General features: G+C 74.4%; 26 protein-coding genes and 1 pseudogene. 17 read left to right on the top strand and 10 right to left on the bottom strand.

Annotation, left to right across the window (positions count from 1 at the left end; all coding sequences use genetic code 11):
- Window positions 1-70: 70 nt before the first annotated feature.
- From moeZ to ACIQGZ_RS05995, 3 genes and pseudogenes are all read right to left on the bottom strand, one after another.
- Window positions 71-1,249: an adenylyltransferase/sulfurtransferase MoeZ gene (gene moeZ, locus ACIQGZ_RS06005; protein ID WP_402599605.1), complete on the bottom strand. Its 1,179-nt coding sequence runs from the start codon at window positions 1,247-1,249 to the stop codon at window positions 71-73.
- A 146-nt stretch (window positions 1,250-1,395) separates the two neighbouring features.
- On the bottom strand, window positions 1,396-2,358 hold the full coding sequence (locus tag ACIQGZ_RS06000; protein WP_402599604.1) for an NAD-dependent epimerase/dehydratase family protein: 963 nt from the start codon (window positions 2,356-2,358) through the stop codon (window positions 1,396-1,398).
- 383 nt (window positions 2,359-2,741) lie between these two features.
- Window positions 2,742-3,008: pseudogene (locus ACIQGZ_RS05995) on the bottom strand (ABC transporter ATP-binding protein); the annotation flags it as partial.
- A gap of 88 nt (window positions 3,009-3,096) precedes the next feature.
- Between ACIQGZ_RS05995 and ACIQGZ_RS05990 the strand changes: the two are divergent.
- Complete coding sequence (locus ACIQGZ_RS05990; RefSeq protein ID WP_402599603.1) at window positions 3,097-3,576, top strand: hypothetical protein; 480 nt, start codon at window positions 3,097-3,099, stop codon at window positions 3,574-3,576.
- Here the strand turns inward: ACIQGZ_RS05990 and ACIQGZ_RS05985 are convergent.
- Window positions 3,567-4,532, bottom strand: coding sequence for an alpha/beta fold hydrolase (locus tag ACIQGZ_RS05985; RefSeq protein WP_402599602.1), 966 nt, complete (start codon window positions 4,530-4,532; stop codon window positions 3,567-3,569). The genes ACIQGZ_RS05990 and ACIQGZ_RS05985 overlap by 10 nt on opposite strands.
- A 178-nt stretch (window positions 4,533-4,710) precedes the next feature.
- Between ACIQGZ_RS05985 and ACIQGZ_RS05980 the strand changes: the two genes are divergently transcribed.
- The 4 genes from ACIQGZ_RS05980 to ACIQGZ_RS05965 all read left to right on the top strand — a co-directional run bounded on the left by ACIQGZ_RS05980 (window position 4,711) and on the right by ACIQGZ_RS05965 (window position 6,800).
- Window positions 4,711-5,028: a hypothetical protein gene (locus ACIQGZ_RS05980; RefSeq protein WP_402599601.1), complete on the top strand. Its 318-nt coding sequence runs from the start codon at window positions 4,711-4,713 to the stop codon at window positions 5,026-5,028.
- A gap of 257 nt (window positions 5,029-5,285) precedes the next feature.
- Window positions 5,286-5,990 (top strand): TetR/AcrR family transcriptional regulator, encoded by a 705-nt coding sequence (locus ACIQGZ_RS05975; protein WP_402599600.1) that lies wholly within the window; start codon window positions 5,286-5,288, stop codon window positions 5,988-5,990.
- A 136-nt stretch (window positions 5,991-6,126) separates the two neighbouring features.
- Window positions 6,127-6,354, top strand: coding sequence for a DUF3107 domain-containing protein (locus tag ACIQGZ_RS05970; RefSeq protein ID WP_402599599.1), 228 nt, complete (start codon window positions 6,127-6,129; stop codon window positions 6,352-6,354).
- Between the two features lie 167 nt (window positions 6,355-6,521).
- Window positions 6,522-6,800, top strand: coding sequence for a hypothetical protein (locus ACIQGZ_RS05965; protein WP_402599598.1), 279 nt, complete (start codon window positions 6,522-6,524; stop codon window positions 6,798-6,800).
- Between the two features lie 36 nt (window positions 6,801-6,836).
- Here ACIQGZ_RS05965 and ACIQGZ_RS05960 read toward each other — a convergent pair whose 3' ends face one another.
- Window positions 6,837-7,601 (bottom strand): ferritin-like fold-containing protein, encoded by a 765-nt coding sequence (locus ACIQGZ_RS05960; RefSeq protein ID WP_402599597.1) that lies wholly within the window; start codon window positions 7,599-7,601, stop codon window positions 6,837-6,839.
- Between the two features lie 635 nt (window positions 7,602-8,236).
- Here ACIQGZ_RS05960 and ACIQGZ_RS05955 point away from each other — a divergent pair.
- From ACIQGZ_RS05955 to ACIQGZ_RS05940, 4 genes are all read left to right on the top strand, one after another.
- Window positions 8,237-9,934 (top strand): DEAD/DEAH box helicase, encoded by a 1,698-nt coding sequence (locus ACIQGZ_RS05955; protein ID WP_402599596.1) that lies wholly within the window; start codon window positions 8,237-8,239, stop codon window positions 9,932-9,934.
- 243 nt (window positions 9,935-10,177) lie between these two features.
- Window positions 10,178-11,044 (top strand): alpha/beta fold hydrolase, encoded by an 867-nt coding sequence (locus ACIQGZ_RS05950; RefSeq protein ID WP_402599595.1) that lies wholly within the window; start codon window positions 10,178-10,180, stop codon window positions 11,042-11,044.
- A 290-nt stretch (window positions 11,045-11,334) separates the two neighbouring features.
- Window positions 11,335-11,481 (top strand): hypothetical protein, encoded by a 147-nt coding sequence (locus ACIQGZ_RS05945; protein ID WP_402599594.1) that lies wholly within the window; start codon window positions 11,335-11,337, stop codon window positions 11,479-11,481.
- A 146-nt stretch (window positions 11,482-11,627) separates the two neighbouring features.
- The gene (locus ACIQGZ_RS05940) at window positions 11,628-12,041 is read left to right on the top strand and encodes a VOC family protein (RefSeq protein ID WP_402599593.1); all 414 of its coding nucleotides are present in this window, start codon (window positions 11,628-11,630) and stop codon (window positions 12,039-12,041) included.
- A gap of 64 nt (window positions 12,042-12,105) precedes the next feature.
- On the opposite strand, the gene ACIQGZ_RS05935 is transcribed toward ACIQGZ_RS05940, so the two are convergent.
- Window positions 12,106-13,365: an MFS transporter gene (locus ACIQGZ_RS05935; RefSeq protein ID WP_402599592.1), complete on the bottom strand. Its 1,260-nt coding sequence runs from the start codon at window positions 13,363-13,365 to the stop codon at window positions 12,106-12,108.
- A gap of 150 nt (window positions 13,366-13,515) precedes the next feature.
- On the opposite strand from ACIQGZ_RS05935, the gene ACIQGZ_RS05930 reads away from it, so the two are divergent.
- The 3 genes from ACIQGZ_RS05930 (at window position 13,516) to ACIQGZ_RS05920 (ending at window position 15,959) form a co-directional block, all read left to right on the top strand.
- Window positions 13,516-14,154: a DUF6758 family protein gene (locus ACIQGZ_RS05930; RefSeq protein WP_402599591.1), complete on the top strand. Its 639-nt coding sequence runs from the start codon at window positions 13,516-13,518 to the stop codon at window positions 14,152-14,154.
- Between the two features lie 139 nt (window positions 14,155-14,293).
- On the top strand, window positions 14,294-15,151 hold the full coding sequence (locus ACIQGZ_RS05925; protein WP_402599590.1) for a PHP domain-containing protein: 858 nt from the start codon (window positions 14,294-14,296) through the stop codon (window positions 15,149-15,151).
- Between the two features lie 193 nt (window positions 15,152-15,344).
- Entirely contained in the window at window positions 15,345-15,959 is a 615-nt protein-coding gene (locus tag ACIQGZ_RS05920; RefSeq protein WP_402599589.1) for a MarC family protein, read from the top strand.
- 85 nt (window positions 15,960-16,044) lie between these two features.
- On the opposite strand, the gene ACIQGZ_RS05915 is transcribed toward ACIQGZ_RS05920, so the two are convergent.
- A complete protein-coding gene (locus ACIQGZ_RS05915; protein WP_402599588.1) occupies window positions 16,045-16,704 on the bottom strand; it encodes a suppressor of fused domain protein in 660 nt (219 codons plus the stop codon).
- A gap of 637 nt (window positions 16,705-17,341) precedes the next feature.
- Here ACIQGZ_RS05915 and ACIQGZ_RS05910 point away from each other — a divergent pair.
- Window positions 17,342-18,454, top strand: a complete 1,113-nt coding sequence (locus tag ACIQGZ_RS05910) for a magnesium and cobalt transport protein CorA (protein WP_402599587.1) — start codon at window positions 17,342-17,344, stop codon at window positions 18,452-18,454.
- Window positions 18,455-18,481: 27 nt separating this feature from the next.
- On the opposite strand, the gene ACIQGZ_RS05905 is transcribed toward ACIQGZ_RS05910, so the two are convergent.
- From ACIQGZ_RS05905 to ACIQGZ_RS05895, 3 genes are all read right to left on the bottom strand, one after another.
- Entirely contained in the window at window positions 18,482-19,429 is a 948-nt protein-coding gene (locus ACIQGZ_RS05905) for a DMT family transporter (protein WP_402599586.1), read from the bottom strand.
- 97 nt (window positions 19,430-19,526) lie between these two features.
- Window positions 19,527-20,195 (bottom strand): response regulator, encoded by a 669-nt coding sequence (locus tag ACIQGZ_RS05900; RefSeq protein ID WP_402599585.1) that lies wholly within the window; start codon window positions 20,193-20,195, stop codon window positions 19,527-19,529.
- A 3-nt stretch (window positions 20,196-20,198) separates the two neighbouring features.
- A complete protein-coding gene (locus tag ACIQGZ_RS05895; protein WP_402599584.1) occupies window positions 20,199-21,152 on the bottom strand; it encodes a histidine kinase in 954 nt (317 codons plus the stop codon).
- 232 nt (window positions 21,153-21,384) lie between these two features.
- On the opposite strand from ACIQGZ_RS05895, the gene ACIQGZ_RS05890 reads away from it, so the two are divergent.
- The 4 genes from ACIQGZ_RS05890 to secD all read left to right on the top strand — a co-directional run bounded on the left by ACIQGZ_RS05890 (window position 21,385) and on the right by secD (window position 25,547).
- Window positions 21,385-21,702 (top strand): TraR/DksA C4-type zinc finger protein, encoded by a 318-nt coding sequence (locus tag ACIQGZ_RS05890; RefSeq protein WP_402599583.1) that lies wholly within the window; start codon window positions 21,385-21,387, stop codon window positions 21,700-21,702.
- A 160-nt stretch (window positions 21,703-21,862) separates the two neighbouring features.
- Window positions 21,863-22,216: a TraR/DksA family transcriptional regulator gene (locus ACIQGZ_RS05885; protein WP_402599582.1), complete on the top strand. Its 354-nt coding sequence runs from the start codon at window positions 21,863-21,865 to the stop codon at window positions 22,214-22,216.
- Window positions 22,213-23,034 carry a rod shape-determining protein gene (locus tag ACIQGZ_RS05880; protein ID WP_402599581.1) on the top strand — a complete coding sequence of 274 codons (822 nt, stop codon included), beginning with the start codon at window positions 22,213-22,215 and terminating at the stop codon, window positions 23,032-23,034. The genes ACIQGZ_RS05885 and ACIQGZ_RS05880 overlap by 4 nt, the downstream gene beginning before the upstream one ends.
- A 218-nt stretch (window positions 23,035-23,252) precedes the next feature.
- Window positions 23,253-25,547 carry a protein translocase subunit SecD gene (gene secD, locus ACIQGZ_RS05875; protein ID WP_402599580.1) on the top strand — a complete coding sequence of 765 codons (2,295 nt, stop codon included), beginning with the start codon at window positions 23,253-23,255 and terminating at the stop codon, window positions 25,545-25,547.
- Window positions 25,548-25,598 lie beyond the last annotated feature (51 nt).

Raw genomic sequence — 25,598 nt, 5'->3', positions numbered from 1 at the left:
GAACCCGGAACGGGCGAGGGCCCGCCCTCCGGTTGCGGAGGGCGGGCCCCGGTGCTGCGGGGAGCGCGGATCAGTAGATCGGCTTCTCCGGCTCGATCTGGTTGACCCAGCCGACGACGCCGCCGCCGACGTGCACGGCGTCGGAGAACCCGGCGGCCTTCAGCACCGCGAGCACCTCGGCGGAGCGGACACCCGTCTTGCAGTGCAGGACGATCTTCTTGTCCTGCGGGAGGTCCTGGAGGGCATCGCCCATCAGGAACTCGTTCTTCGGGATCAGCCGGGCGCCGGGGATCGAGACGATCTCGTACTCGTTGGGCTCGCGGACATCGATGATGTCGATGTTCTCGCCGTCGTCGATCCACTCCTTGAGCTGCTTGGGAGTGATGGTCGAGCCGAGGACGGCCTCCTGGGCCTCCTCCGACACCACGCCGCAGAACGCCTCGTAGTCGATCAGCTCGGTGACGGTGGGGTTCGCACCGCAGAGGGCGCAGTCCGGGTCCTTGCGGACCTTGACCGTGCGATACTGCATCTCCAGGGCGTCGTAGATCATCAGCCGGCCGACCAGCGGCTCACCGATGCCGGCCAGCAGCTTGATCGCCTCGTTCACCTGGATGGAGCCGATGGACGCGCAGAGCACGCCCAGCACGCCGCCCTCGGCGCAGGAGGGGACCATGCCCGGCGGCGGCGCCTCGGGGTAGAGGCAGCGGTAGCAGGGGCCGTGCTCGGCCCAGAAGACGCTGGCCTGGCCGTCGAAGCGGTAGATCGAACCCCAGACGTACGGCTTGCCGAGCAGCACCGCCGCGTCGTTCACCAGGTAGCGGGTGGCGAAGTTGTCGGTGCCGTCGACGATCAGGTCGTACTGGTCGAAGATCTCCATGACGTTGGAGGTGTCCAGCCGCTCCTGGTGGAGCACCACGTTCACCAGGGGGTTGATCTCCTTGACCGAGTCGCGGGCCGACTCGGCCTTGGAGCGCCCGATGTCGGACTGGCCATGGATCACCTGGCGCTGGAGGTTCGACTCGTCCACGACGTCGAACTCCACGATGCCGAGCGTGCCCACACCGGCCGCGGCCATGTACAGCAGCGCCGGCGACCCGAGACCGCCGGCGCCCACACAGAGCACCTTGGCGTTCTTCAGCCGCTTCTGCCCGTCCATCCCGACATCAGGAATGATCAGGTGGCGGGAGTACCTGCGGACCTCGTCGACGGTGAGCTCGGCAGCCGGCTCGACCAGGGGTGGCAGCGACACGGGGACTCCGATGGTCGTCAGTTCGTCTGTTGTCCAGCTCAACAGTGGCATGACGGCCCTTATTCCGAGACACCCGGTCCGAAAGGCGAGACGTTCGGCTCCGGATGGTGGACCGAGCCGCCCCCGGTCGGCGGCCCGGGGCCTGGTCAGATGCGGCAGGCGGCCTCCGTCCAGACGTCGGACAGCGACTCCTCCAGCGGCACCCGGGGGCGCCAGCCGAGCCGGTCCCGGGCGGTGCGCACATCGGCCTGCCGCCACAGGACCGGCTCCGCGAGCGGGCGGGGCTCCGGCAGCCGGGGCTCATGGCCGCCCGGTACGTCGACGGTCGGCGCCGGGGCGGGCAACGGGAGCCCGGGGCGGTTCTCCTCCAGCAGCCGGCCCTCGAAGCCGGAGACCCGGACCAGCGCCTGGGCGGCGTCACGGACCCGCACCGCCGCCCCGCTGCCGATGTTGATCACCCCGGTGGCCGCCGACACGGCCGCCGACTGCACCGCCCGCGCCACATCCCGTACGTCCACGAAGTCGCGGAAGGCCGACAGGTCGGCGGTGCGCAGCTGGGGCTCCCCCCGCTCCACGGCCCGCCGCAGCCCCTCGGCCAGCCGGCCGAAGAGCGAGGCCGCGGGCACCCCCGGCCCGACCGCGTCGAAGACCCGCAGCACCACCGCGTCCAGCCCGGAGGAGAGCACCAGCTCGCTGCCGGCCAGCTTGGTCACCCCGTACGGGCCGATCGGGCGCGGCTCGGCGCTCTCCGGGATCGGGGTGCCGATGGAGGTCGGGCCGTATTCGGCGGCGGAGCCCACATGGACCAGCCGGGCCGGGTCGTGGCTGCGCCGGACGGCCTCACACACCGTGGCCACGGCCACCGTGTTGCTGCGGGTCAGGGCGCGCGGGCTGCCATGGGTGGCGCCGGCGCAGTTGACGATGACCCGTGGCATCACCGCGTCCAGGAAGCGGGAGAGCGCCCCCGGGCTGCCTGCGGCCAGGTCGAAGCGGATGTCCGCCGTGTCGCGGCGGCCGAGGACGGTGACCTGCAACTCGGGGTCGGTGAGCAGGCGGTCGGCAACGCGGCGGCCGATGAAGCCGTCCGCGCCGAGCAGCAGCACCCTCATGAGGGGGAACGTCCTTCCGTGAGCGGGGCCCGCGTCGGGGCCCGGAGACGTGCCGGGGTCGGGGCGGGAGTGGCGAGAACACGCCCGGCGAGCACCACGGCACGCTCGGTGCGTGGCGTGGCGTGGCGCGCACCGCACCGCCGCCGACCCGCACCGCCCGTGCCCGTATCCACCACGCATGCCACGGACCCACGAGGAGGCGCACCCCGACGCCTGTTCGGTCCGACACCATGACGGTAGGGCCGACCACTGACAGACCGTCGGTCACTTGCCTGAGTGCCACCTGAACGAGTGAACGACCGTGACCCGGCCCGCCGCTCGGCCGAGCCCCCGACCCAGGACGCGACCCAGGACACGGCTCAGGGGACGCCTCAGGAGACGGCTCAGGACGCGGCGGCCTCGCGCTCCGGCGTCCGCAGCGCGCGCCGGGCCCGCCGCCGGGCCGCCGCCTCCGCCGGGTCCAGCACCGGTACGGCCGCCAGCAGCCGCCGGGTGTACGGGTGCTGCGGGGCGTCGTACACCGCGTCGGCGTCGCCCTGCTCCACCAGCCGCCCCTGCCGCATCACCGCCACCCGGTCACTGACCTGCCGGACCACCGCCAGGTCGTGCGCGATGAAGACCAGCGTCAGCCCCAGCTCCCGCTGGAGCTCATCGGCGTATCGAGACATACACCACATCCGACCGGCCTCCCCGCTCGTTCCCACGGCAAGGCACACCCGTCCCGCCGGAGGAAATCCGATGTCCGCCACCCCGCCCGCCGGCCGGCCCGGCATCGGCCGCGCGGCGCGCCTGGCGCCGCTGGCGCTGCTCTGCGCGCTCCTGCTCAGCGGCTGCATCTCCACCACCGCCCGCACCGGCCCCGCGCCCGAACCGGCCCCGGCCTCCCCGGCGGCGGCCGCCCACCCCTCACCGCCGCTGCCCAGCCCCCGGGAGGCGCCCGACCCGCAGCCCGTGGAGCGCCTCGGCGTCGCCGGGAGCGACCCCGACGCCAAGCCCGCCAAGTCCGGCCACGACGCGCAGCAGGGCCACCGGGGCGCACACCACCCGGCCCGCGTCCACACCGCTCCCCGGCACCGCGCACACGCCCACCACCCGGCCCACCACCCCGGCAACCGGCGCGGCGGCAGCGGCATCGGCCTCTGCGACCTGGGCACCCGCTTCGGCCGCTGGGCCCCCGGCAGCGCCGCCGAGCGCAGCTGCCGCGGCCTCTACGGCTGAGCGGCCATCAGCAGACCGTCACCCTCGCCGTCCACACTCCCGGCGGCCGCCGGCCGTGCCAGCAACTCCCGGAAGGCCCGCGCCACCTGCACCGGGTGCTCCATCATGGCGACGTGCCCGGAGTCCGGCAGCACCAGCAGCCGGGCGTCGGGGAAGGCCAGGCAGGCCCGCCGGGCGCTGCGGTACGACACCAGCTTGTCCTTCAGTCCGTACACCAGCAGCACCGGCACCCGCACCCGCTCGGCCTGCCGCCACAGCGCCTCGCCGCCGCGCTCGGTGTACGCCCGCACGATGCCGCGTGCCGAGCGCACCAGCACGTCCGTCCCGTACGGCAGGTCCATCCGCCGCTGGTACTCCTGGACGGCGGCCGCCCGCCGCTCCTGCGGGATCAGCCCCGGCTCCCCGTACACCAGGTCGAACAGCCCGGCGGTGCGCTGCTCCACGCTCTGCCCGGCGGTCAGCCGCCCGAACAGCCGCAGCACCCCGGGCACCCCCAGCAGGCCGGTGGGCAGCGCGGTCCGCTGCGGCGGCAGCTCGGGCAGCGCCGGGGAGATCAGGGTCAGGGTGCGCACCAGGTCCGGCCGGAGCGCGGTCAGCCGCACCGCGACCGCGCCGCCGAGTGAGTTGCCGAAGAGGTGCACCGGGCCGCGACCGGCCGCCTCCAGATAGCCGATGACCGCGCGGACGTGCCCGGAGATCGACAGGTCGCCGTCGTCCGGCGGCGCCGAGTGCCCGAAGCCGGGCAGGTCCACGGCCTCGGCATCGACGTCCCCGTCCAGCTCGGCCATCAGTTCGGCCCAGTTCTGGGTGGAGCCGCCCAGCCCGTGCACCATCACGGCGGGCGGCAGCCCGGGTCGCGCGGGCGGCACGGCGCTCACCGCCAGCGCGCAGCCGGGCACGTCCACCGTGCGCAGCGGCCGTCCGGGGGCGTCGTACGGAGTCTGCTGACCGGTCATGGTCATCGATGCTACGGACCGCGCCGTGCTCGCCGGGCTGCTCTGTGCCGCACGTCACAGCGGCCGGTACGCACCCGTGCGGGCCGGTGTGCGCGACGGCGCCCGGGGCACGCTCCCCTGTGCCCAGCCACGGGACCGGCCCGCACCCGGAGACCGGCTAGTCGAGGAGGCAGCCCCCATGTCCGACACCACGCCATCCGACACCACGCCGCCCCACACCACACCGTCCCCCACCACGCCGTCCCCCACCGCTCCGCGCGGCGGGACGCCGCCCTCCGACCCGGAGGAGCTCGCGGAGCTGGACGAGGAGCAGGAGTCGGCGGACGCCCCCGAGCTGGACATCGAGGCCCCCGAGGCCGACGCCCAGGAGCAGCAGCGCGAGGTGCGGCAGCACCACGACGAGCCGGACACCGGCGAGGCTGGCTTCGACGCCGACCCGGCGGACACCACCGAGCAGCGCCGGGTGGTGGAGCTCGACGAGGACGACTACCGCTGACCGGCGTCCGGCTGCCGGTGCACCAGGTCCCGCCGGGGGCCGATTGTGGCCTTCCCACAAGGAGGAGCTGCGCATTTCTCCGCTCGGCCGTGGGCATGAGGGGTTACCCAAAAGTAGGATGGGGTCCTTGCAAGGCACCGACCGCACGGCCCCCGGCCGCCGGCCGGCCGGCGAAGGGCCGCAGCAATGGCGCGCGGTCCGACCTCGGCCAACCGGACGGCGCACCGGGAGCCGTTGACCGTGATGTGAGGAGCGCCGTGACGGCCATCCAGGACACGGACGAGCGCCCGCGCCCAGGCAGCAGGAGCACTGGACGCCTTCCGCGGAGCGCCCGCCGCAACCAGCTGCTCGGCGCCGCCCAGGAGGTGTTCGTCGCCCAGGGTTACCACGCAGCCGCCATGGACGACATCGCCGAGCGCGCGGGCGTCAGCAAGCCCGTGCTGTACCAGCACTTCCCCGGCAAGCTGGAGCTCTACCTGGCGCTGCTGGACAAGCACTGCGACGCGCTGGTGGAGGCGATCCGCAGCGCGCTGGAGGCGACCACCGACAACAAGCAGCGGGTGGCGGCCACCACCGAGGCGTACTTCACCTATGTCGCCAGCGAGTCCGGCGCCTTCCGCCTGGTCTTCGAGTCCGACCTCACCAACGAGGACGCGGTCAGGGAGCGGGTGGAGCGGGTCACCCGGGAGACCGCGACGCTGGTCAGCAAGGTGATCGCGGAGGACACCGACCTGCCGCCCGAGGAGGCCATGCTGCTGGCGGTGGGCGTCTGCGGCCTCTGCCAGGTGACCGCCCGCTACTGGCTGGCGGAGTCCGGCTCGATCCCGCGCGACGAGGCGGTCCGGCTGGTGTCCAGCCTGTCCTGGCGCGGTCTGAAGGGCTTCCCGATGCACGGCGCGGGCGCCACCGCCCCGCGCCCCGGCGAGGACGACGAGCCGCAGCCGCCGGCACCGGCGGACTGACCGCCGCGATCGGTCTCCGCAGTCGTGCACGTCAGCGCGCCCGCCCGGTTAAGGTGGGGCCGTACGGCGCGGAGGAGCCGCGGCTCCGCCTCACCCCCGCGCGAGGAACGCTGCAACCCCCGGAGGGACGGAAGCCGTGGAGGTCAAGATCGGCGTGCAGAACTCGGCTCGCGAGATCGTTCTCGAAAGCTCGCAGACTGCCGAAGAGGTCGAGCGGTCGGTGGCACGGGCGCTCGAGGGCGCCTCGAAGGTGTTCACGCTGTCCGATGAGCACGGCCGCCGCGTGATCGTCCCGGCCGAGCGCCTGGCGTACGTGGAGATCGGCGAGCAGGCGGTGCGCAAGGTGGGCTTCGGCACCATCTGAGCCCGTCCGGCTCCCCAGGGCCCCGGTCCCCGCCGCTTGGCGGAGGCCGGGGCCTTGACGCGTTCCCGCGCATGTCACAGCGGGTACCTGGGTAGTCACTCCGGTGAGCGGACCGGCGGGCCGCAGCGGAGCGGCCGAGCCCGGCGGACGGCACAAGGAGGCGCCCCGTGCTGGTGGAGTCGCTGGTCCTCGCCCTGGTGGGAGCGGTCGTCGGAGCGGCGGCCGTGGCGCTGCTGCGGCGGTACTTCCCGCAGCCGCCCTCGCTGGCCGTCTGCACCGGCGCGGCGGCGGCGCTGGTCGCCGGGCTGGTGGCGCGGGCCACGCTGGGCGCGGGCCACACGCTGCTACAGACCGCCCTGGGGGCCGTCACCGCCGCGCTGCTGGTCTCCGTACTGGCGCGGCCGGACCGGGTGGTTCCGGCCCGGCACCGCCGCCGTACGGTCTGAGCGGCCGCCCAGCCCCGAGCGCGCAGCCCGGGAGCCTCAGGAGGCCAGGCCCAGCGCGGCCATCCGCTTGGTGTGCGCCTCGGTGATCCGGTTGAACATCTTGCCGACCTCGACCAGGTCGAAGCCCCGCACCTCGGCGCCGCCGATCAGCAGGTTGGACAGCGCGTCCCGCTCGGCGACCACCCGCTGCGCCTGGCTGAGCGCCTCGCCCATCAGCCGCCGGCCCCAGAGCGCCAGCCGCCCGCCCACCCGGGGGTCCTGCTCGATCGCGGCCCGCACCTTGGCCACCGCGAACTGGGCGTGGCCGGTGTCGGCCATCACCCCGAGCACCAGGTCCCGGGTGTCGTCGTCCAGCCGCACCGCGACCTCGCGGTAGAAGTCGGACGCGATGGCGTCCCCGACGAACGCCTTGACCAGGCCCTCCAGCCAGTCGGCCGGGGCGGTCATCCGGTGGAAGGCGTCCAGCGGCTCCACGAAGGGGCGCATGGACTCGGTGGGGTCGGCGTCGACCGCCGCCAGCCGGTCGTGCAGCAGCCGATAGTGCTGGAACTCGGCCGCCGCCATCCCGGCCAGCGCCGCCTTGTCCTCCAGGCCGGGCGCCAGCTTGGCGTCCTCCGCCAGCCGCTCGAAGGCGCTCAGCTCGCCGTAGGCGAGCGCTCCCAGCAGGTCCAGCACGGCGGCGCGGTAGTGCGGGTCTGCCGAGCACCTGGCCCAGTCGCCGATCGAGTCGTGCCCGGTCGCGGCGGCCTTCCCGGTGCCCTGGCCGACCGCGTTCGCGGGGGCGTCCCCATGAGTCTCCATGCCTCCGCACTGTAGTGCCGGGACCTGCGGCGCAGTAGCGGGACCGGGCCCGGCTGTCGGACCCGTCACGTACTGCCCCCTGTCCGACTGGCGTCCGGCAGGTATGGTGGTAGCGAGGATCGCCATGTTCTCCCGAACGAAGCGGCTCCCTGAACGGAGCAGCCTCCCGAGGGAGCAGCCGGTCCTCACGTACGCGGATGCCCGGTCGGAGGACCGATCGGCTCCGACCAGACAACGCTTCAGTGGCCGAGCGAGGGCCGTCGCGGATCGCGCCGAACGGCGCCGGTCCCGCGCCGGGGCTCTTCGCGGGAATCTCCCGACGCCACGGGGCGCCGAGCCCGACGGGTCCGGCAGGACGGTATGCGACGCACGCCAGGGGTCAGTGGCCCACGGCCTGCGGCCAGGCCGTCCGCCGCCCGCCTCCGGCACCGGCGGCGCCCCGCAGGCCGCAGGGACCGGCGCGGTTGCGCGCCCACAGGCCGTACGGCCTGCCAGGGCGCCCGCCGACTTCGCTCCCGGCCCCCCATCACGGAAGAGGCAGCATCCTGTCCACGTTCAGAGACCTCGGGATCCTCCCCGAGACCGCCGAGGCCCTTGATGCCGTCGGCATCACCACTCCCTTCCCCATCCAGGAGATGACCCTCCCGGTCGCGCTGACCGGCCACGACGTCATCGGCCAGGCCAAGACCGGCACCGGCAAGACGCTGGGCTTCGGCCTGCCGCTGATCGACCGGGTCGTCGTCGCCGCCGACGTGGAGGCCGGGCGGGCGACCGCCGCCGACCTGCGCGACGGCCCGCAGGCGCTGGTCGTGGTCCCGACCCGCGAGCTGTGCACCCAGGTCACCAACGACCTCCAGACCGCCGGCAAGGTACGCAACGTCCGGGTGCTGGCCGTCTACGGCGGCCGGGCCTACGAGCCGCAGGTGGAGGCGCTCAAGAAGGGCGTCGACATCGTCGTCGGCACCCCGGGCCGGCTGCTGGACCTGGCCGGCCAGAAGAAGATGGACCTGTCCTCCGTCCGCGCCCTGGTGCTGGACGAGGCCGACGAGATGCTCGACCTGGGCTTCCTGCCCGATGTCGAGAAGATCCTCACCATGCTGCCCGCCGACCGGCAGAGCATGCTCTTCTCGGCCACCATGCCGGGCCAGGTGATCAGCCTGGCCCGCCGGTACATGCGCCAGCCGACGCACATCCGGGCCACCTCGCCGGACGACGAGGGCGCGACCGTCGCCAACGTCACCCAGCATGTGTTCCGCGCGCACTCGCTGGACAAGGTCGAGATGGTCTCCCGGCTGCTCCAGGCCGACGGGCGCGGGCTGGCGATGATCTTCTGCCGGACCAAGCGCACCGCCGCCGACGTGGCCGACCAGCTGACCCAGCGCGGCTTCGCCGCCGGGGCGGTCCACGGCGACCTCGGCCAGGGCGCCCGCGAGCAGGCCCTGCGGGCCTTCCGCAACGGCAAGGTGGACGTCCTGGTCTGCACCGATGTCGCGGCGCGCGGCATCGACGTCGAGGGCGTGACCCATGTGGTCAACTACCAGTGCCCGGAGGACGAGAAGACCTATCTGCACCGGATCGGGCGCACCGCCCGCGCCGGGGCCTCCGGCACCGCCGTGACGCTGGTCGACTGGGACGACATCCCGCGCTGGCAGCTGATCAACAAGGCGCTGGCGCTGCCGTTCGCGGAGCCGGAGGAGACCTACTCCACCTCCGCCCACCTGTACGAGCTGCTGCACATCCCCGCCGGCACCACCGGTGTGCTGCCGCGTGCCGAGCGCACCCGCGCCGGGCTGGGCGCGGAGGTGATCGAGGACCTGGGCGAGACCGGCGGGCGGGGCCGCGAGCGCGGCGCCCGCACCCGTGGCGGGCGGCCCGAGCGGGGCGCCGAGCGCGGCGGTCGGCGCGGCGCCGCCGACACCGTGGCGGACGCGGGCTCCGGCCCGGCGGCCGGCGGTGCCGGCACCGGTCCGGAGGAGGAGCGCCCGCGCCGCACCCGGCAGCGCCGCCGCACCCGTGGCGGCGCCGGGGAGGCGACCGCGACCGTACCGGAGCAGCCCACCGCCGAGGAGCGGTCCGCCGCCGAGGCGCCCGCGCCCGCCGCCGAGGGCGCTGCGGCACCGCGCCGCCGACGCCGCTCGCGCGGCAGCGGCTCCGGCTCCGGCAGCGGCGCTGCCGGTTCGGCCGCCGCCGAGGCACCGGCCGCCGCCGTGGCGCAGGCCGTGGCGCAGGCCGAGGCTCCGGCCAAGGACGCCGCCGAGGGCGGGGCCGCCGCCCCGCGCCGCCGCCGTCGCACCCGCCGCCCCGAGGGCGAGGCCGTCGCGACGGAGGGCTGACCCACCCCGTACAGCCGGGCCCCGTACAGCCGGGCCCCGTACAGCCGGGGCCCCGTACAGCCGGGGCCCCGTGCCAGCGGGTCCCGGGCAACCGGGTGACCGGGGCCGGGCGGATCGATCCGCCCGGCCCCGTCGTTTCCGGGTCGCGCACCCGCCGCCGGGCATGATGACGCTGGGGGCAGCAGCCCGCGCAGCGACGCACCGGGACCGGCGGAGGCGTCGCACCCCCGGAGGAGAGGCCCGATGAGCACCCCGCGCTTTCTGACCCTGCCCCGCTGTGCGCGGGCCGTCCGCCTGGAGACCGCTCGCGGCGGCTTCGCCGCGCTGGAGGCGCTGCCTGCCGGGCCGGTGCGGGCGACGGCGCTGCTGGTGCCCGGCTTCACCGGCAGCAAGGAGGACTTCATCGCGCTGCTGGAGCCGCTGTCCACGGCGGGCTACCGGGTGGTGGCGGTGGACCAGCGCGGGCAGCACGAGACCGGCGGCCCGGCCGACGAGGCGGCGTACGCGCTGCCGGAGCTGGGCCGGGACGTGCTGGCGCTCACCGAGGCGGTGGGCGGGCCCGTGCACCTGCTCGGTCACTCGTTCGGCGGATATGTGGTGCGCCAGGCGGTGCTGGCGGCCGGTGAGCCGCTGCCCTGGCGGTCGCTGACGCTGCTGAGCACCGGTCCGGCCGCGCTGGAGCCCGCCGAGGCGGCCCGGACCAAGCTGCTGCTGGACGCGCTGGCCGTCATGGACCTGGAGGCGATCTGGCAGGTGATGAAGGAACTGGAGGAGGGCGCCGGTGACCAGGCCGTGCCGCCGAGCACCGAGGTGGCCGACTTCCTGCACCGGCGCTGGCTCGCCAATGTGCCGCAGTCGCTGGCGGCGATGGGCCGGCAGCTGATCCGCGAGCCGGACCGGGTCGCGGAGTTGGCGGCGGTGCCGCTGCCCAAGCTGGTGCTCTCCGGGGTGCGGGACTACGCCTGGCCGGTGGCCTGGCAGTCCGCGATGGCGGAGCGGCTGGGCGCCCGCCGGGTGGTGGTCCCCGACGCGGGCCACTCCCCCAACGCCGAGCGCCCGGCGGAGACCGCCGGGGCACTGCTCGACTTCTGGTCCACAACCGGAGCCTGACCTACCGATACCGGCAAATGACAGGACCAATTTCCTTAGGCCCGATAAAATTCGACGTGTTGGGGAATCAGCGGACCCACAGATCGGTTGACCCCCATGGACACCGGCTCAGTCCCCCGCACTCGCGCGCTCAAGTCGCGGATCGCTGCCGATCGGTAGAGGATGTGCGAAACCCGGACTTAACGGACCGGCAACCGCAGCGAAGCAGTAGCCGGGCACCGTGGTCAGCGGGGGAAGAGACCGTGCCAGCACCATCCGCTCCTCGTGAGAGGCCAGGAAGGGAGAGGCCCATGCGCTTCGAGATCATGCGACTGGGCGACGCCGACGGCGCCGCCTCCGACCGTTTCGTCGCCGACGCCGAAACCGTACGTGAGCTCGTCGAGAACGCCGCCGCCACCGGTGAACGTCTCTACATCCGACCGTGCCCGACCGCCTGACGGCTCGCCGCCCCACCGGCACCGGCCCGGCAGCATCGACGCCCCGTCACCCGAACAGGTGACGGGGCGTCGTCCGTCTCCCCGAGCTGCCGACGCCTCCGTACGCCCGACGGGCGGCCCCGCGCCCGCCGGGGCACCCTGGACGCATGGACGAGAAGAGCGCATCCGCCCGCCCCGCCACCGCCGTCTGGCCCACCCTGCGCTACCGGGACGCCCCGGCGGCGATCCGCTTCCTGGTGACGGCGTTCGGCTTCGAGGAGGCCGCCGTCTACCAGGGGACGGACCCCTCGGTGGTCAACCACGCCCAGCTGAACTGGCCGCTGGGCGGCGGCGTCATGCTCGGCTCGGCCCGCGACGACAGCCCGATCGCGGCGCTGCCGCCCGGCACCGGCTCGGTGTACGTCGCCACCGACGCCCCGGACGCGCTGTACGAGCGCGTCCGGGCCGCCGGTGCGGAGGTGGTCATCGGGCTCACCGACCAGGAGTACGGCTCGCGCGACTTCATCGTGCGGGACCCGGAAGGCGTCTTCTGGTGCTTCGGCAGCTACGCCGGGGAGTGAGCCCGTACGCCCCGGCCCGTACGCCCCGGCCCGTCCCCCCGGCCCGTACGCCCGGCCCCTACCCTCAGCCGGTCTGCTCGGCCGCCAGCTCGACCGCCATCGGGTCGTGCCCGGCCAGCACCTGCTCCTCGTGCACCGCGTCCCGGTGCAGATGGCGGCGGCGCACCACGGCCACCAGCATCGCGATCAGCGCGGCGGCCGCCGCGACCACGAACGGCAGGTGGACGTCGAAGTGCTCCTCCAGCTTGGGCGCCAGGAACGGCGCTGCGGCGGCGGCGAACCAGCGGACGAAGTTGTAGCCCGCCGAGGCCACCGGCCGGGGCGCGTCGGAGATCTCCAGCGCCAGTTCGGTGTAGACGGTGTTGTTCATGCCGATGAAGGCACCGGAGACGATGGTCGCCACGATCGCGGCGGTGTGCGAGCCGTAGCCGAGCAGCACCAGATCGGCCGCCATCAGCACCAGCGAGCTGCCGAGCACCCGGAGCGAGCCGAACCGCTGCTGGAGCCGGGGCGCCACCAGCACCGAGAAGACGGCGAGCAGCAGGCCCCAGGCGAAGAAGACGGCGCCGCTGCGGTACGGGCTCATGTCGAGCACGAACGGCGAGAAGGCCAGCACGGTGAAGAAGGCGTAGTTGTAGAAGAAGGCACTGGCCGCCGTGGTGGCCAGGCCGCCGTGGGCCAGCGCCTTGATCGGATCACCGATCCCGGTGCGGCGGGCGGGCTTGGGCTGCTCCTTCAGCAGTGCGGAGATGGCGGCGAAGCCGATCGCCATCAGGGTGGCGGTGCCGAAGAACGGGTAGCGCCAGCTGGCATTGCCGAGCACGGCGCCCAGCAGCGGCCCGCAGGCCATGCCGAGGCCCAGCGCGGACTCGTACAGCAGGATCGCGGACTCGCTGCCGCCGCTGGCGGCGCCGACGATCACGGCGAGCGAGGTGGAGACGAAGAGGGCGTTGCCCAGTCCCCAGCCGGCCCGGAAGCCGACCAGTTGGCCGACCGTGTCCGAGGTGCCGGCCAGCGCGGCGAAGACGACCACCAGGGCCAGGCCGGCCAGCAGCGTCTTGCGGCCGCCGATCCGGCTGGAGACGAAGCCAGTGATCAGCATCGCGACGGCGGTGATCAGGAAGTAGCTGGTGAAGAGCAGCGACACCTGCCCCGGTGTGGCGTCCAGGCCCTTGGCGATGGACGGCAGGATCGGGTCGACCAGCCCGATGCCCATGAAGGCGACGACGGCGGCGCCGGCCGTGGCCCAGACGGCCTTGGGCTGGCGCAGGATGCCACCCTGTGCCTTCCGGTGTCCGGCGGTGGGGCCGGCCTCGGTACTCACTCTGCTTCTCCCTCCGGAGACTCTTAGCTTCGCTAATTGATGGTAGCTACATCAGTTGTAGGATACAACTCTAGAGTCGCACCGTCCGGCATGACCCGGTCGGGTGATCGTCCTTGACGCACCCCGCTTGACGGAGGAGCGTTGACAGCTATGAGGGGCGAGCCCAGTTGCCCGAGGTGCGGAGGTCGCGTCCGCGCCCCCGGCCTCTTCTCCGACACCTGGCAGTGCGGCATCCACGGCGCCGTGTATCCCCTGCAACCCGTGGTGCCGCCCAGCGTCGAGGCGCTCTCGGTGGCCGTCGCCCGGTCGCGGGTGCCGGTCTGGATGCCCTGGCCGCTGCCGGTGGGCTGGCTCTACACCGGGATCACCCACGCCGGGGACGACCTCTCCGGCGCCCGCGCCACCGCCGTCGCCTGCTCCGGCCCCGGGCCGCTGGGCGGCCTGGGGGAGCTGGTGCTGGTCGCGGAGGAGCTGGGGGTGGGCCTGGGCGCCCGGTACGCCGGGATCGCCGGACCCGACCCGGGCGACTCGCTGAGCATCGACCGGCCCGCCGACGCCAAGCTGCTGGCGGCAGGCCGGCCGACCCCGATGTGGCACGTCAGCGGCACCCCCGACGACCGCGCGGTCTTCGTCGGCGAGGCGATGGGGCTGTGGATCTGGGCGGTGGCCTGGCCGGAGCGGTCCGGGATGCTGATGTACGACGAACTGGTGCTGACCGATCTGCGGGACGCGGGGGCCGAGCTGGAGCTGCTGCCCTGCGGGGCGCTCTCGCCAAGGATTCTCTTCTAAACTCGCGCTTTCACCGAAGGATCTCCGGCATGTGACCCGATTCACCGGATGAATTGCAGGTCGGCTCGCCTTGGATCACCTCCGGGCGCGCTATCCTGGTGCCGCCCCTTCCCCGAGCCGCGACCAGGAGCCCCCCGCCGTGCGCATCGACCTGCACGCCCACAGCAACGCCTCGGACGGGACCGACTCCCCGGCGGAGCTGATCGCAGCGGCGGCCGGCGCCGGGCTCGACGTGGTGGCCCTCACCGACCATGACACCGTCGCCGGCTACGCCGAGGCGACCGCCGCCCTGCGTACGCTGCCGCCCGGCAGCCTCACCCTGGTCACCGGCGCCGAGCTGTCCTGCCGGGCCGGCGACGTCAGCATGCACCTGCTGGCGTACCTCTTCGATCCGGCGGAGCCGGAGTTCGCCCGGGAGCGCGAGCTGGTCCGTACCGACCGGTTCCGCCGGGGCGAGGCCGTGGTGGAGCGCTGCCGCGCCCTGGGCGCGCCGATCAGCTGGGAGCAGGTGCGCCGGATCGCCGGCAGCGGCGCGGTCGGCCGGCCGCACATCGCCAGCGCACTGGTCGAGGCGGGCGTGGTCGCCACCGTGGGCGACGCGTTCACCGCCGACTGGCTGGCCAACGGCGGCCGCGCCGACGTACCGAAGCACGAGCTGGACCCGGTGGCGGCGGTGCGGCTGGTCCGGGCGGCCGGCGGCGTACCGGTCTTCGCCCACCCGGGCGCCGTCAAGCGCGGCCGCACCGTGCCCGACCGGGTGATCGCGGAGCTGGCAGCGGCCGGGCTCGGCGGCCTTGAGGTGGACCACATGGACCACGACGAGCCCACCCGCGCCCGGCTGCGCGGCCTGGCCGCCGATCTGGGGCTGCTCACCACCGGCTCCAGCGACTACCACGGCAGCCGCAAGACGGTCCGGCTCGGCGGGCACACCACCGACCCGGCCGTGTACGAGGCCCTGATCGCCCAGGCCACCGGCGCCAAGCCCCTCTCCGCCTGACCCGCGCCCCCAGGGGACCGCCGCCGCCCAGCCCCGGGGACCCCCAGCCACCCTCACCCCCCGAAAAAGCCACTCCCCCACCCCGCACCGCCCTGCGGGGGGCGCCGACGCGCGCCCATTCCCGGGACAGACCACCCCGGATGCGGACAATCAACACCATCAGCTGTACCAAGGAACCTGCGAGCTGCCCCCCATGAGCCTCTTCGACGTCGCGACCTTCGGCTCCCTCTTCGTCACCCTCTTCGTGATCATGGACCCGCCGGGCACCATCCCGATCTTCCTGGCCCTGACCTCCGGCCGCGCCGCCCGCACCCAGCGCCGCATGGCCTGGCAGGCCGCCGCCGTGGCCCTCGGCGTGATCACCGCCTTCGGACTCTTCGGCCACCAGATCCTGGACTACCTGCACGTCTCCATTCCCGCGCTCCAGGTCTCCGGCGGCCTGCTGCTCCTGCTGATCGCGCTGGACCTGCTGACCGGCAAGATCGAGGAGCCCACCCAGACCAAGGACGTCAATGTCGCCCTGGTCCCGCTGGGCACCCCGCTGCTGGCCGGTCCCGGTGCCATCGTCGCGGTGATCCTGGCCGTGCAGGGCGCCCACGGGGCGGGCCAGGAGGTCGCGGTGTGGACGGCGATCGTGGCCATGCACGGGGTGATGTGGGTGACGATGCGCTACTCGCTGATCGTCATCCGGCTGATCAAGGAGGGCGGCGTGGTCCTGGTGACCCGCCTCTCCGGTCTGCTGCTCTCCGCCATCGCGGTGCAGCTGGTCGCGGACGGCGTCACCGCCTTCGTACGCGGCGCGGCCTGACGCCGACCGACCCGCCGACCGGCCCGCCGACCGACCCGCCGACCGACACGCAGCACGGCCCACAGGACGGCCCGCAGTTCGGCGCTCAGTCCAGCGGCACCGCGCGGCGCCCCGGGTCGCGCAGGTCGGTGCCGTGCCGCAGCCACAGCTCTTGGAGCGCCGCCGCGCCCCGCGCCCGCTTGTAGGCGGCCTCGGCCGGGGTCATCGGCAGCAGCGGCAGGAAGCGGACCGGCTCGGCCGGCTCCGGCAGCGCCAGATCGTCCACCAGCCCGCCCGGCTCCGCGACCAGTACGGAGTGGAACGGCGCCCCCTCCCAGAGCGGCCCGCCCAGGTCCAGCGAGCTGCCCGGCGCGACCACCACCCCCTCCACCTGCGGCGACGCCGCCAGCGTGGCCAGCGGGCGCAGCAGGTCGTCCCGGCCGCCGCGCACCGAGAGCAGCAGCTCCGCCCGGGGCCCGCGCTGCGGGTCGGCCACCGGCGCCATCGGGTCGGCCATCGGCGCGGCGGACATGCCGAGGGTCGCGTACCGCACCAGCGCCGGGTCGGCCGTACCGGTGACGGCGCCGGTCGCGGCGCCCGGCCCGAACCGCAGCACCTCGATGCGGTCGGCGCCGAGGAAAGTCACCGCCGCCCGCCCGGTCGGCTCACCGAAGGCGGCCAGCAGCCGCCGCCGCACCGCCGACAGCACGGCGTCACGGGCGAGCGGATCGGGGCCGGCGGTGAAGCCCGGGTCGTGGAAGGCCATGTCGGCGAGGTTAGCGGGCAGACTGCAAGGGGGCCGGTACGGGCGCGGTCTGCCCCGCGACCGCCCACGACTGATAGGGTAAGCCGTTGGCCGCACCAGCGGACATGCCGAAGAGACCCCTCAGGGGCCGGATGCACCACGGCCTACCCGGCCCGGGTGCGGACGAAACCGGGCGACGGCATTCCGTACGGCGGACGCAGCGCGCACCGCGCGCCGTGAGGGACGAGGCTCTCCCCCAGCGGGGACCGGCCGAGGGAGGTGGTTGCGGGTGGATACCAGCCGACCGTGCAGTACCGGCAGCTCTCCCGTACCGGTGCCCCGCGGCCGTCTGTCCTCGCTCTGAGGTTCTGAAAAGCAGCCGAACCCCGCCCGGCGCGAGCCCTCCCCGGCTCCGCCCCGGTGTTCCTCCTCCCGGATCGGGAGTGCTTGCCGTCCCTCAGCCGCAGCCGAGGCAGCAGCGGTTCTCCGCGGGCCTGTGTCACCGGGCGGGAGAGCGCCGCCCCGGGCGCTGTGACGTTCTCCTCTGGTCACTCGGCGCCACCGCCAGGCGTTCCCCGCCGCCGCACTCCCGGCATCGGCTGGGCCGGACACCCACCGGCCCGCCGGCAGTCGACGGCCCTGCCCGAAGGAGCCCGCCATGTCGATGATCCGCGACCTGCGCGCCGTCGTCCGTCCGCACCGCCGCCGCAGCGGTGCGCCCTTCGACGGAGCCCTCTGCGAGCCCACCCCCAGCGCGGTGGTGGACTGCGCCGTCTACTCCCGAGGCCGGCGGGTCGGTGAGAGCTGCTCACCCCGCGAGGCCGTACGCCGGGTCCGCCTGGCACACGATGACGAGCCCTCGGCCGACTCCTTCGTCTGGATCGGCCTGCACGAACCCACCGAGGCGGAGTTCGAGGGCATCGCCAAGCGCTTCGGCCTGCACCCGCTGGCGGTGGAGGACGCGGTCCACGCCCACCAGCGGCCCAAGCTGGAGCGGTATGACGATGTGCTCTTCGCCGTCTTCAAGACCATCCGCTACCAGGAGCACGACCAGCTCTCCCCGACCAGCGAGGTGATGTCCACCGGCGAGGTGATGGTCTTCACCGGCAAGGACTTCGTGATCACGGTCCGGCACGGCGGCCACGGCTCGCTGACCGCGCTGCGCCGCCGCCTGGAGCAGGACGCGGAGCTGCTGGCCAAGGGCCCCTCCGCCGTGCTGCACGCCATCGCGGACCGGGTGGTCGACGACTATCTCGCGGTGGTGGACGAGTTGCAGACCGATGTGGACGAGGTGGAGTTCGACGTCTTCGCGACCCGGACCGGCAAGAGCGCCGACATCGGCCGGGTCTACCAGCTCAAGCGCGAGGTGCTGGAGTTCAAGCGGGCGGCCGGCCCCCTGCTGCGGCCGATGCAGCTGCTCTCCGAGCGCCCGATGCGGGTGGTCGACCCGGACATCCAGAAGTACTTCCGCGATGTCGCCGACCACCTGTCCCGGGTGAACGAGCAGGTGTCGGCCTTCGACGAACTGCTCAACTCGCTGCTCCAGGCCAATCTGGCCCAGGTCTCGGTGGCGCAGAACGAGGACATGCGCAAGATCACCGCCTGGGCGGCCATCTTCGCCGTACCCACCATGATCACCGGCATCTACGGGATGAACTTCGAGCACATGCCGGAGCGCGACACCCTCTACGGCTATCCCACGGTGCTGGTCGGCATGGCGCTGATCTGCGCCCTGATGTACCGGGGCTTCCGGCGCAACGGCTGGCTGTGAGCGGCCGGGCCGCCCGGCCCCGCCCGCTCAGCTCCGCCGGTTCGGCCGGCTGACCAGCACCAGCCCGGCCAGGATCAGCGCCACCGCCGGGTAGGCGGCGACCGGCGGCAGCTGGCCCAGCCAGACGGCGGCGATCAGTGCGGCGCCCGGGGTCTCCAGCAGGATGGCGGTGGAGGTCACCGAGGCGCCCAGGGTGCGCACCACGCGGTTGCTGAGCGAGTGGCCCAGCAGCTGCGCGGTGCCGGTGAGCAGCACCAGCTTCCACCAGGTGCCGGCCGGCCAGCCGGACAGCGCCGCGCCGGACGCCAGCGCGGCCACCAGCAGCAGCACGGCGGTGGTGGTGTAGCAGAGCAGCGTGTACGCGGTGGTGCTGACCGTCCGCCGCACCTCGGCGCCCAGCAGCAGATATCCGGCGGCGGCCAGTCCGGCGGCCAGCGCCAGCGCGTCCCCGGCCAGGGCGCGGGCGGAGAGCGACAGGTCGACGCCGGTCAGCACCAGCACGCCGGTGAAGGCGACGCCGGTGCCCAGCCACACCCGGGCCGGCACCCGGCGGCCGTACAGCCGCATGATCAGGGTCGCCCAGAGCGGGGTGGTGGTGACCATCGCGGTCGAGGAGGCCACCGAGGTCATCCGCAGGCTGGGCAGCCAGAGGGCGAAGTGCAGGGCCAGCAGCGCCCCGGCGGCGAGGGTGAGCAGCAGCGCGCGGCGGCCGATCCGGCGCAGCTCGGCGCGGTGCCGCAGCAGCGCGTACGGGCCCAGTACGCCGACGGCCATGGTGTTGCGCCAGAAGGCGATGGCCAGGGCGGGCGCCGCGGTGGCGCTGATCAGCGGGGCGGACAGCGAGATGCCGCCCACCGAGACCGCGAGCAGCAGCAGGTCGGCCACCGGGAGCCGCTGCGGCGTCGCCTCGCCGGTCGCGGTCGGTGTGGTGTCCGCTCGGCGGTGGTCTGCGGTCTGGGGCCGGGCGGCGGGCACAGCGCTCCTCGGGGTGCGGGCAGGTCGGGGCACCCCCAACCGTAAGGCCCGTACGGGCTCCACACCACTGTCGCCCCCGGTGGTGGGCCGGTCGGGGTCAGGGCTCGATCAGGCCGGCCCGGATGGCGTAGCGGGTGAGTTCCAGGCGGTCGCGCAGGCCGAGCTTCTGAAGGATGTTCGCCCGGTGGCGCTCCACGGTCTTGACGCTGATGAAGAGGGTCTGCGCGATGTCCTTGGAGGAATGGCCCTCCGCGACCAGCTTGAGGATCTCCTCCTCGCGGGCGGTGAGCATCCGCTCCGGCAGCGCCTCGCCATTGCGTACCCGGTCCAGATAGGTGCGGATCAGGGCGGTGACCGCACCCGGGTAGAGGAAGGACTCGCCGCGCATCGCCGCCCGGCACGCCTCGACCAGATCGCGGTCGGCCACCGACTTGAGGACGTAGCCGCAGGCCCCGGCCTTGAGCGCCTCGAAGAAGTACTGCTCGTTGTCGTACATGGTCAGCATCAGGATGCGCAGGCCCGGTTGCAGCCGGGACAGCTCCCGGGCCGCCTGGAGGCCGGTCATCCGGGGCATGGCGACATCCAGCACGGCCAGGTCGACCGGTTGGGCGCGGGCCGCCTCCACGGCCTCGGCGCCGTCGCCGGCCTCCGCCACCACCTGGAGGTCCGGCTCGCCGTCCAGGATCAGCCGGACGCCGCGCCGGACCAGGACGTGGTCGTCGGCCAGCAGGATGCGGGTCTTGGCGGGGCGGGATTCGGTCGGCATGGGTCAGCTGCTCCTGTCGGCTGCGGGGACGTGCAGGGTCACCTCGGTGCCCTCGCCGGCCACGCTGGTGATGGCGAGTTCGGCGCTCACGAAGAGCGCCCGCTCCCGCATGCCGCGCAGCCCGGCGCCCTCCCGGGAACGGCCCAGGCCCCGGCCGTCGTCGCGGACGCTCAGCATCACCCCGCCGGGGGTGCGGCGCAGCGCCACCTCGGCACCGGCCGCGTCGGCGTGCCGGGCGACATTGGTCAGGCTCTCCTGGGCGACCCGGTAGATCACCAGCTCCGCCTCCGCGCCCAGCTCGGGCAGCTCGGGGTCGAAGCGGCGCCGGATGTCCAGGCCGGTGTGGGTGCGGAAGTCGGTGGTGAGCGCGGTGAGGGCGCTGACCAGGCCGAGGTCGTCCAGGACGCCGGGGCGCAGTCGGCGGGCGAGCCGGCGGACCTCGTCCAGGCTGCCCCGGGTGGTCTCCTGGGCGTCGTACAGGTCGGCGCGCAGCTCGGCGGGGGCCCGGTCCGCGACCCGCTTGAGCTCCAGCAGGACGGCGGTGAGGCTCTGGCCCACCTCGTCGTGCAGTTCGCGGGCGATCCGGCGGCGCTCGGCCTCCTGGGCGGAGAGCGCCCTGGCGTTGCTGTCGCCGCGCTCGGCCTCCAGCCGCTCCAGCATCTCGTTGAAGGTCCGCAGTACGTCCGCGATCTCGCCGTGCCCGGTCACCGGCAGCCGCTGCCCCGGCCGCAGCAGGTCGATCCGGGTCATCAGGCGGGTCAGCCGGTCCAGCGGGGCCAGGCCGATCCGCAGCAGTACGGCGTTGGCGAGCAGCATGACGCCCAGACCGCCGATGAGCACCGCCGCCTCGGTGAGGACGATCGGCACCGACACGGTGACCGGCGCCCAGAACAGCAGCGCGGTGGCGGCGGACAGCACCACGGCGTTGAGCAGGAAGATCCGCCAGAACAGGGACACCCGGTATGCGACCTCCTCCGGCCTCGTGGTTGCGCTGGTGTGCGTCCAGCTTGTCCCGGACGGGGCCCCCGCGTCGAACCCGGGCCCGGCCGCTGCCCCCGGGTACACCCCGCCACCCATCCGATATGGGTGCCGGCACCGATGGTCGGCGGCCGTCCCGGCGAGCAGGGTGGAGGCATACGCACCGGGCCAGGTGGCCCGAACCGGCCCGGCTCACCAACGGAGGAAGCGGATGTCGACCGAGACCGCACGCTCGTACCAGCAGCACCGCATCACCGCGCACGACGCCCGCCAGTGGCTGGAGCGCGAGCACAACACCCGCCTGGTGCAGCTCGCCGCGATCGAGGAGAGCGAGCCCGACTCGTCGGACCAGCTGATGGCGGCCCAGACCCAGGCGATCCGCAATGTGCTGGAGGAGATCGCCGCCGCCCGGCGCCGGCTGGACGAGGGCGGCTACGGGACCTGCCAGACCTGCGCGCAGCCGATCCCGGTGGAGCGGCTGGAGATCCTGCCGTACGCCCGCTGCTGCGTGGGCTGCCGGCCCAAGTAGCCGGGCCCACGGAGCTGGGCTCAAGGAGCCGGGCCCAGGAAGCCGGGCCCGCCCATCCGTCCACCGTACGAACCGCGCTTCTCCTGCACAGTTGAACCGCCCTTCGCCCCTGAGCCCGCTCTCCGCACTGAGCCCCCCTCCACACTGAGGACGTGAAGCCGTGAGCAACGAACGGGTCGCCCGAGCCGTCGCACCCCGCCTCCCCCGCCACACGCTGGACCGGCTGCGGGAGTCGCTGGAGGAGCAGCGGCGCTTCCGGCGGCAGCAGCTGGCGGAGTTCGCCACCGTCCCCGCCGGACACCCGGCGGCCGGCCAGCTGGAGGTCCAGCACCAGCTGGCCGCCTCGGCGCGGATGGTGCTGGACGACGTGGAGGCCGCGCTGGAGCGGATGGACGACGGCAGCTTCGGCCGGTGCGAGCTGTGCACCCGCCCGGTGGAGCAGGCCCGGCTGGAGATCGTCCCGCAGGCCCGCTACTGCGTGCGCTGCCATCTGGTGAGGGAGGCCATGCGGTGATCCTCCCCGGTCTGCGGCGGGTGCTCGACGACACCCCGGTGCCGGTGCTCGGCCACTGCCCCGGCATCGCGATCGACCTGGGCAGCGCCCGCACCCGCGCCTGGGTGCCGGGGCGCGGCGTGGTCGCGGACGTCCCCAGCGTGGCGTTCACGCCGCGCGGACCGCACTACCCGGTGCGGCGCGGGCGGGTCGTGGACGTGGAGCAGTGCGCCCGGATGCTCGACCGGCTGCTCGGCCGCCACACCCGGCGGCGGCGCCGGTCGCTGGTGGTGCTCTGCGGGCCGGTGCTCGCCGACGCCGCCGAGCGCGAGGCGGCGGCCGCCGCGCTGCGGGTGCTGGAGCCGAGGTCCGTACTGACCATCGACAGCGTGAAGGCGGCCGCCATCGGCAGCCCCGACCAGGGGCACGGCGGCCGGTCGCTGCTGGTGGTCGATGTCGGCGCCCAGCTGACCGAGGTCGCGGTGCTCAGCGACGGCGCCGTGGTCGGCGCCCGCCGCACCGACCTGGGCACCGGTGACCTGGGCCGGGAGCGGTCCGCCGCGCTGATCACCCGGGCGGTCACCCAGATGGTGACCGCGCTGCTCCAGGACCACACCGGGCCGGAGACGGTCGACGCGCTGGAGCGGGGCCCGCTGCTGGTCGGCGGCGGCGCGCTGCGGCCGGAGATCACCTATCGGCTGGCCGCCGAGCTGCGCACCAGCGTGCGCCCGGCGCCGGCCCCGCACTGGGCGGCGCTGCGCGGTGCGGCCGTCGCCCTCCAGGCGGCCCGGCGGCACCCGTCGGCCGCCGACGGGGAGCCAGTGGCCGCCGGGCGCTGACGCTCCCCGAAAGGTCCGGCCGGGGCCGCCCCGGCGCCCGTCCCGGTGTCGCAGCCAAGGGCGCCGCACCGCCCCGGCCGGACCGCCGCACCCACACCACCCGCACCCACAGCACCCACACCCACCCCACCCGCCCGAACCCGCCGCGCGGCGCCGGAGCACCCGCAGCGGCGGGCGCTCCGGCGTGGCGCGGCTGCCCCCGCATCCGGAGGTCTCCGATGACCCGCGCCACCGCCGTACGCGCCGTACTGGCCCTGGCCGTGCTGCTGACGTCCGCCTTCCTGGTCGCCACCAAGCCGCCCCGGCTGGGCCTGGACCTGCGCGGCGGCACCCAGATCGTGCTGGAGGCCCGCGACACGGCCACCGCCTCGGCGGACCGGGAGACCACCGCGCGGACCCTGGAGGTGCTGCGCAAGCGGATCGACGCACTGGGGGTGAGCGAGCCGGCGCTCACCCAGTCCGGAGAGCGCCGGATCATCGTGGAACTGCCCGGCGTGCAGGACCCGGCGCAGGCGGTGGACGTCCTCGGCCGCACCGCGCAGCTCGCCTTCCACCCGGTGCTGGGCACCGCCGTACCGGGCACCGCCTCCGGCGGCGACGGCAGCAGGGTGCTGGACGACGAGACCGGCAGCCCGCTGCTGCTCGGCCCCGCCCGGCTGACCGGCGGGGGCGTCAAGGACGCCGACGCGCTGCTGGACACCACGCAGGGGCTCGGCTGGTACGTCACCGTGGACTTCCGGGGCGACGGCGGCGGCGCCTGGTCGGCGCTGACCGGCGAGGCGGCCTGCCAGCCGCCCGGCGACCCCCGGCGGCGGGTGGCGATCGTGCTGGACGACCAGGTCGTCTCCTCCCCGCAGGTGGACCCCGGCGTCGGCTGCGGCACCGGGATCACCGGCGGCTCCACCCAGATCACCGGCTCCTTCTCCGCCGCCGAGGCCCGCGAGCTGGCACTGCTGATCCGCGGCGGCGCGCTGCCCGTCCCGGTGGACGTGGTCGAGCAGCGCACCGTCGGCCCGACGCTGGGCGCGGCGGCCGTCACGGCCAGCGCGCAGGCCGCCGTGATCGGTGTGGCCTGCACCGCCCTCTTCCTGATGGGCGTCTACCGGCTGTTCGGCGCGCTGGCGGCGGTCGCGCTGGCCGCGTACGGGCTGATCTCGTACGCCGCGCTGCTGGCGCTGGGCGCCACCCTGACGCTGCCCGGCCTGGCCGGGTTCGTACTGGCGATCGGGATGGCGGTGGACGCCAACGTCCTGGTCTTCGAACGGGCCAGGGAGGAGTACGCGCAGCGTCGGAAGCGCGGACTGGCCGCCGCGCTGGACGCGGGGTTCCGCAACGCCTGGAGCGCCATCGCCGACTCCAACATCACCACGCTGCTCGCCGCCGGGCTGCTGTTCTTCTTCGCCTCCGGGCCGGTGCGCGGCTTCGGCGTCACGCTGGGCATCGGTGTGCTGGCGTCCATGGTCTCCGCGCTGGTCGTCACCCGGGCGCTGACCGACCTGGCGGTGGCGCGCGGCTGGGTGCTGCGGCGGCCGGCCGTCACCGGCATCGCCGGGCTCGGCAGCGTACGCATCTGGCTGACCCGGCGCTCCCCCGACCTGCTGCGGCGGCCCCGGCGCTGGCTGGCGCTGTCGGCGGCGGTCGCGGTGCTGGCCGGCAGCGGGGTGCTGGTGCGCGGCCTCGACCTGGGCGTGGAGTTCACCGGCGGCCGGCTGGTCGAGTACTCCACCAGCAGGACCGTGGACGCGGAGACCGCCCGGGAGGCGGTCGCGGCGGCCGGCTTCCCGCGCGCCACCGTCGGCGCGTCCGGGCAGGACGCGATCTCGGTACGCACCGGGGAGCTGACCGAGGCCGACCGGGCGCGGATCGAGCAGGCGCTGGCGGAGGTCGGCGGCGGCGCCACCAAGCTGCGGGACGAGTTCATCGGCCCCAGCCTCGGCGCCGAGCTGCGGCGCGGCGCGCTGATCGCGGTCGGGGTGGCGCTGCTCGCCCAGCTCGGCTACCTGGCGGCACGCTTCCGCTGGACGTTCGCCGCCGCCTCGGTCACCGCGATGGCGCACGACGTGGTGATCCTGCTCGGTGTCTTCGCCTGGCTCGGCAAGCCCGTCGACGGGGTCTTCCTGGCGGCGCTGCTCACCGTGATCGGCTACTCCGTCAACGACTCGGTGGTGGTCTTCGACCGGGTACGGGAACTGTGGGCCCGGGACCGCAGCAAGCCGCTGCGGGGAGTGGTGAACAGCGCGGTGCTCCAGACCGTGCCGCGCACCGTGAACACCGGCCTGGGCGCGGTGTTCATCCTCACCGCGCTGGCCCTGCTCGGCGGCGACTCCCTCACCGACTTCGCGGTGGCCCTGCTGATCGGCATCGCGGTGGGGACCTGGTCGTCGATGTTCACCGCGGCGCCGCTCGCGGTCGAGCTGGAGCGGTGGCGGAGCACACCGCCGCCCTCGGAGCGCCGCCGGTCGGCGAAGGCGTCGCCGGAGACGGTCCGCTACCCCAACGGCGCGCAGGTCTGACCGGGCGTACGGGGCGGGGGGCGTACGGGGCGGGGAGCCGCCCCGTACGCT

It is taken from the genome of Streptomyces sp. NPDC092296, assembly GCF_044755465.1.
Taxonomy (GTDB): Bacteria; Actinomycetota; Actinomycetes; order Streptomycetales; family Streptomycetaceae; genus Peterkaempfera.
The sequence above is the reverse complement of the archived record's forward strand: the minus strand, read 5'-3'. Positions and strand labels throughout refer to the sequence as shown.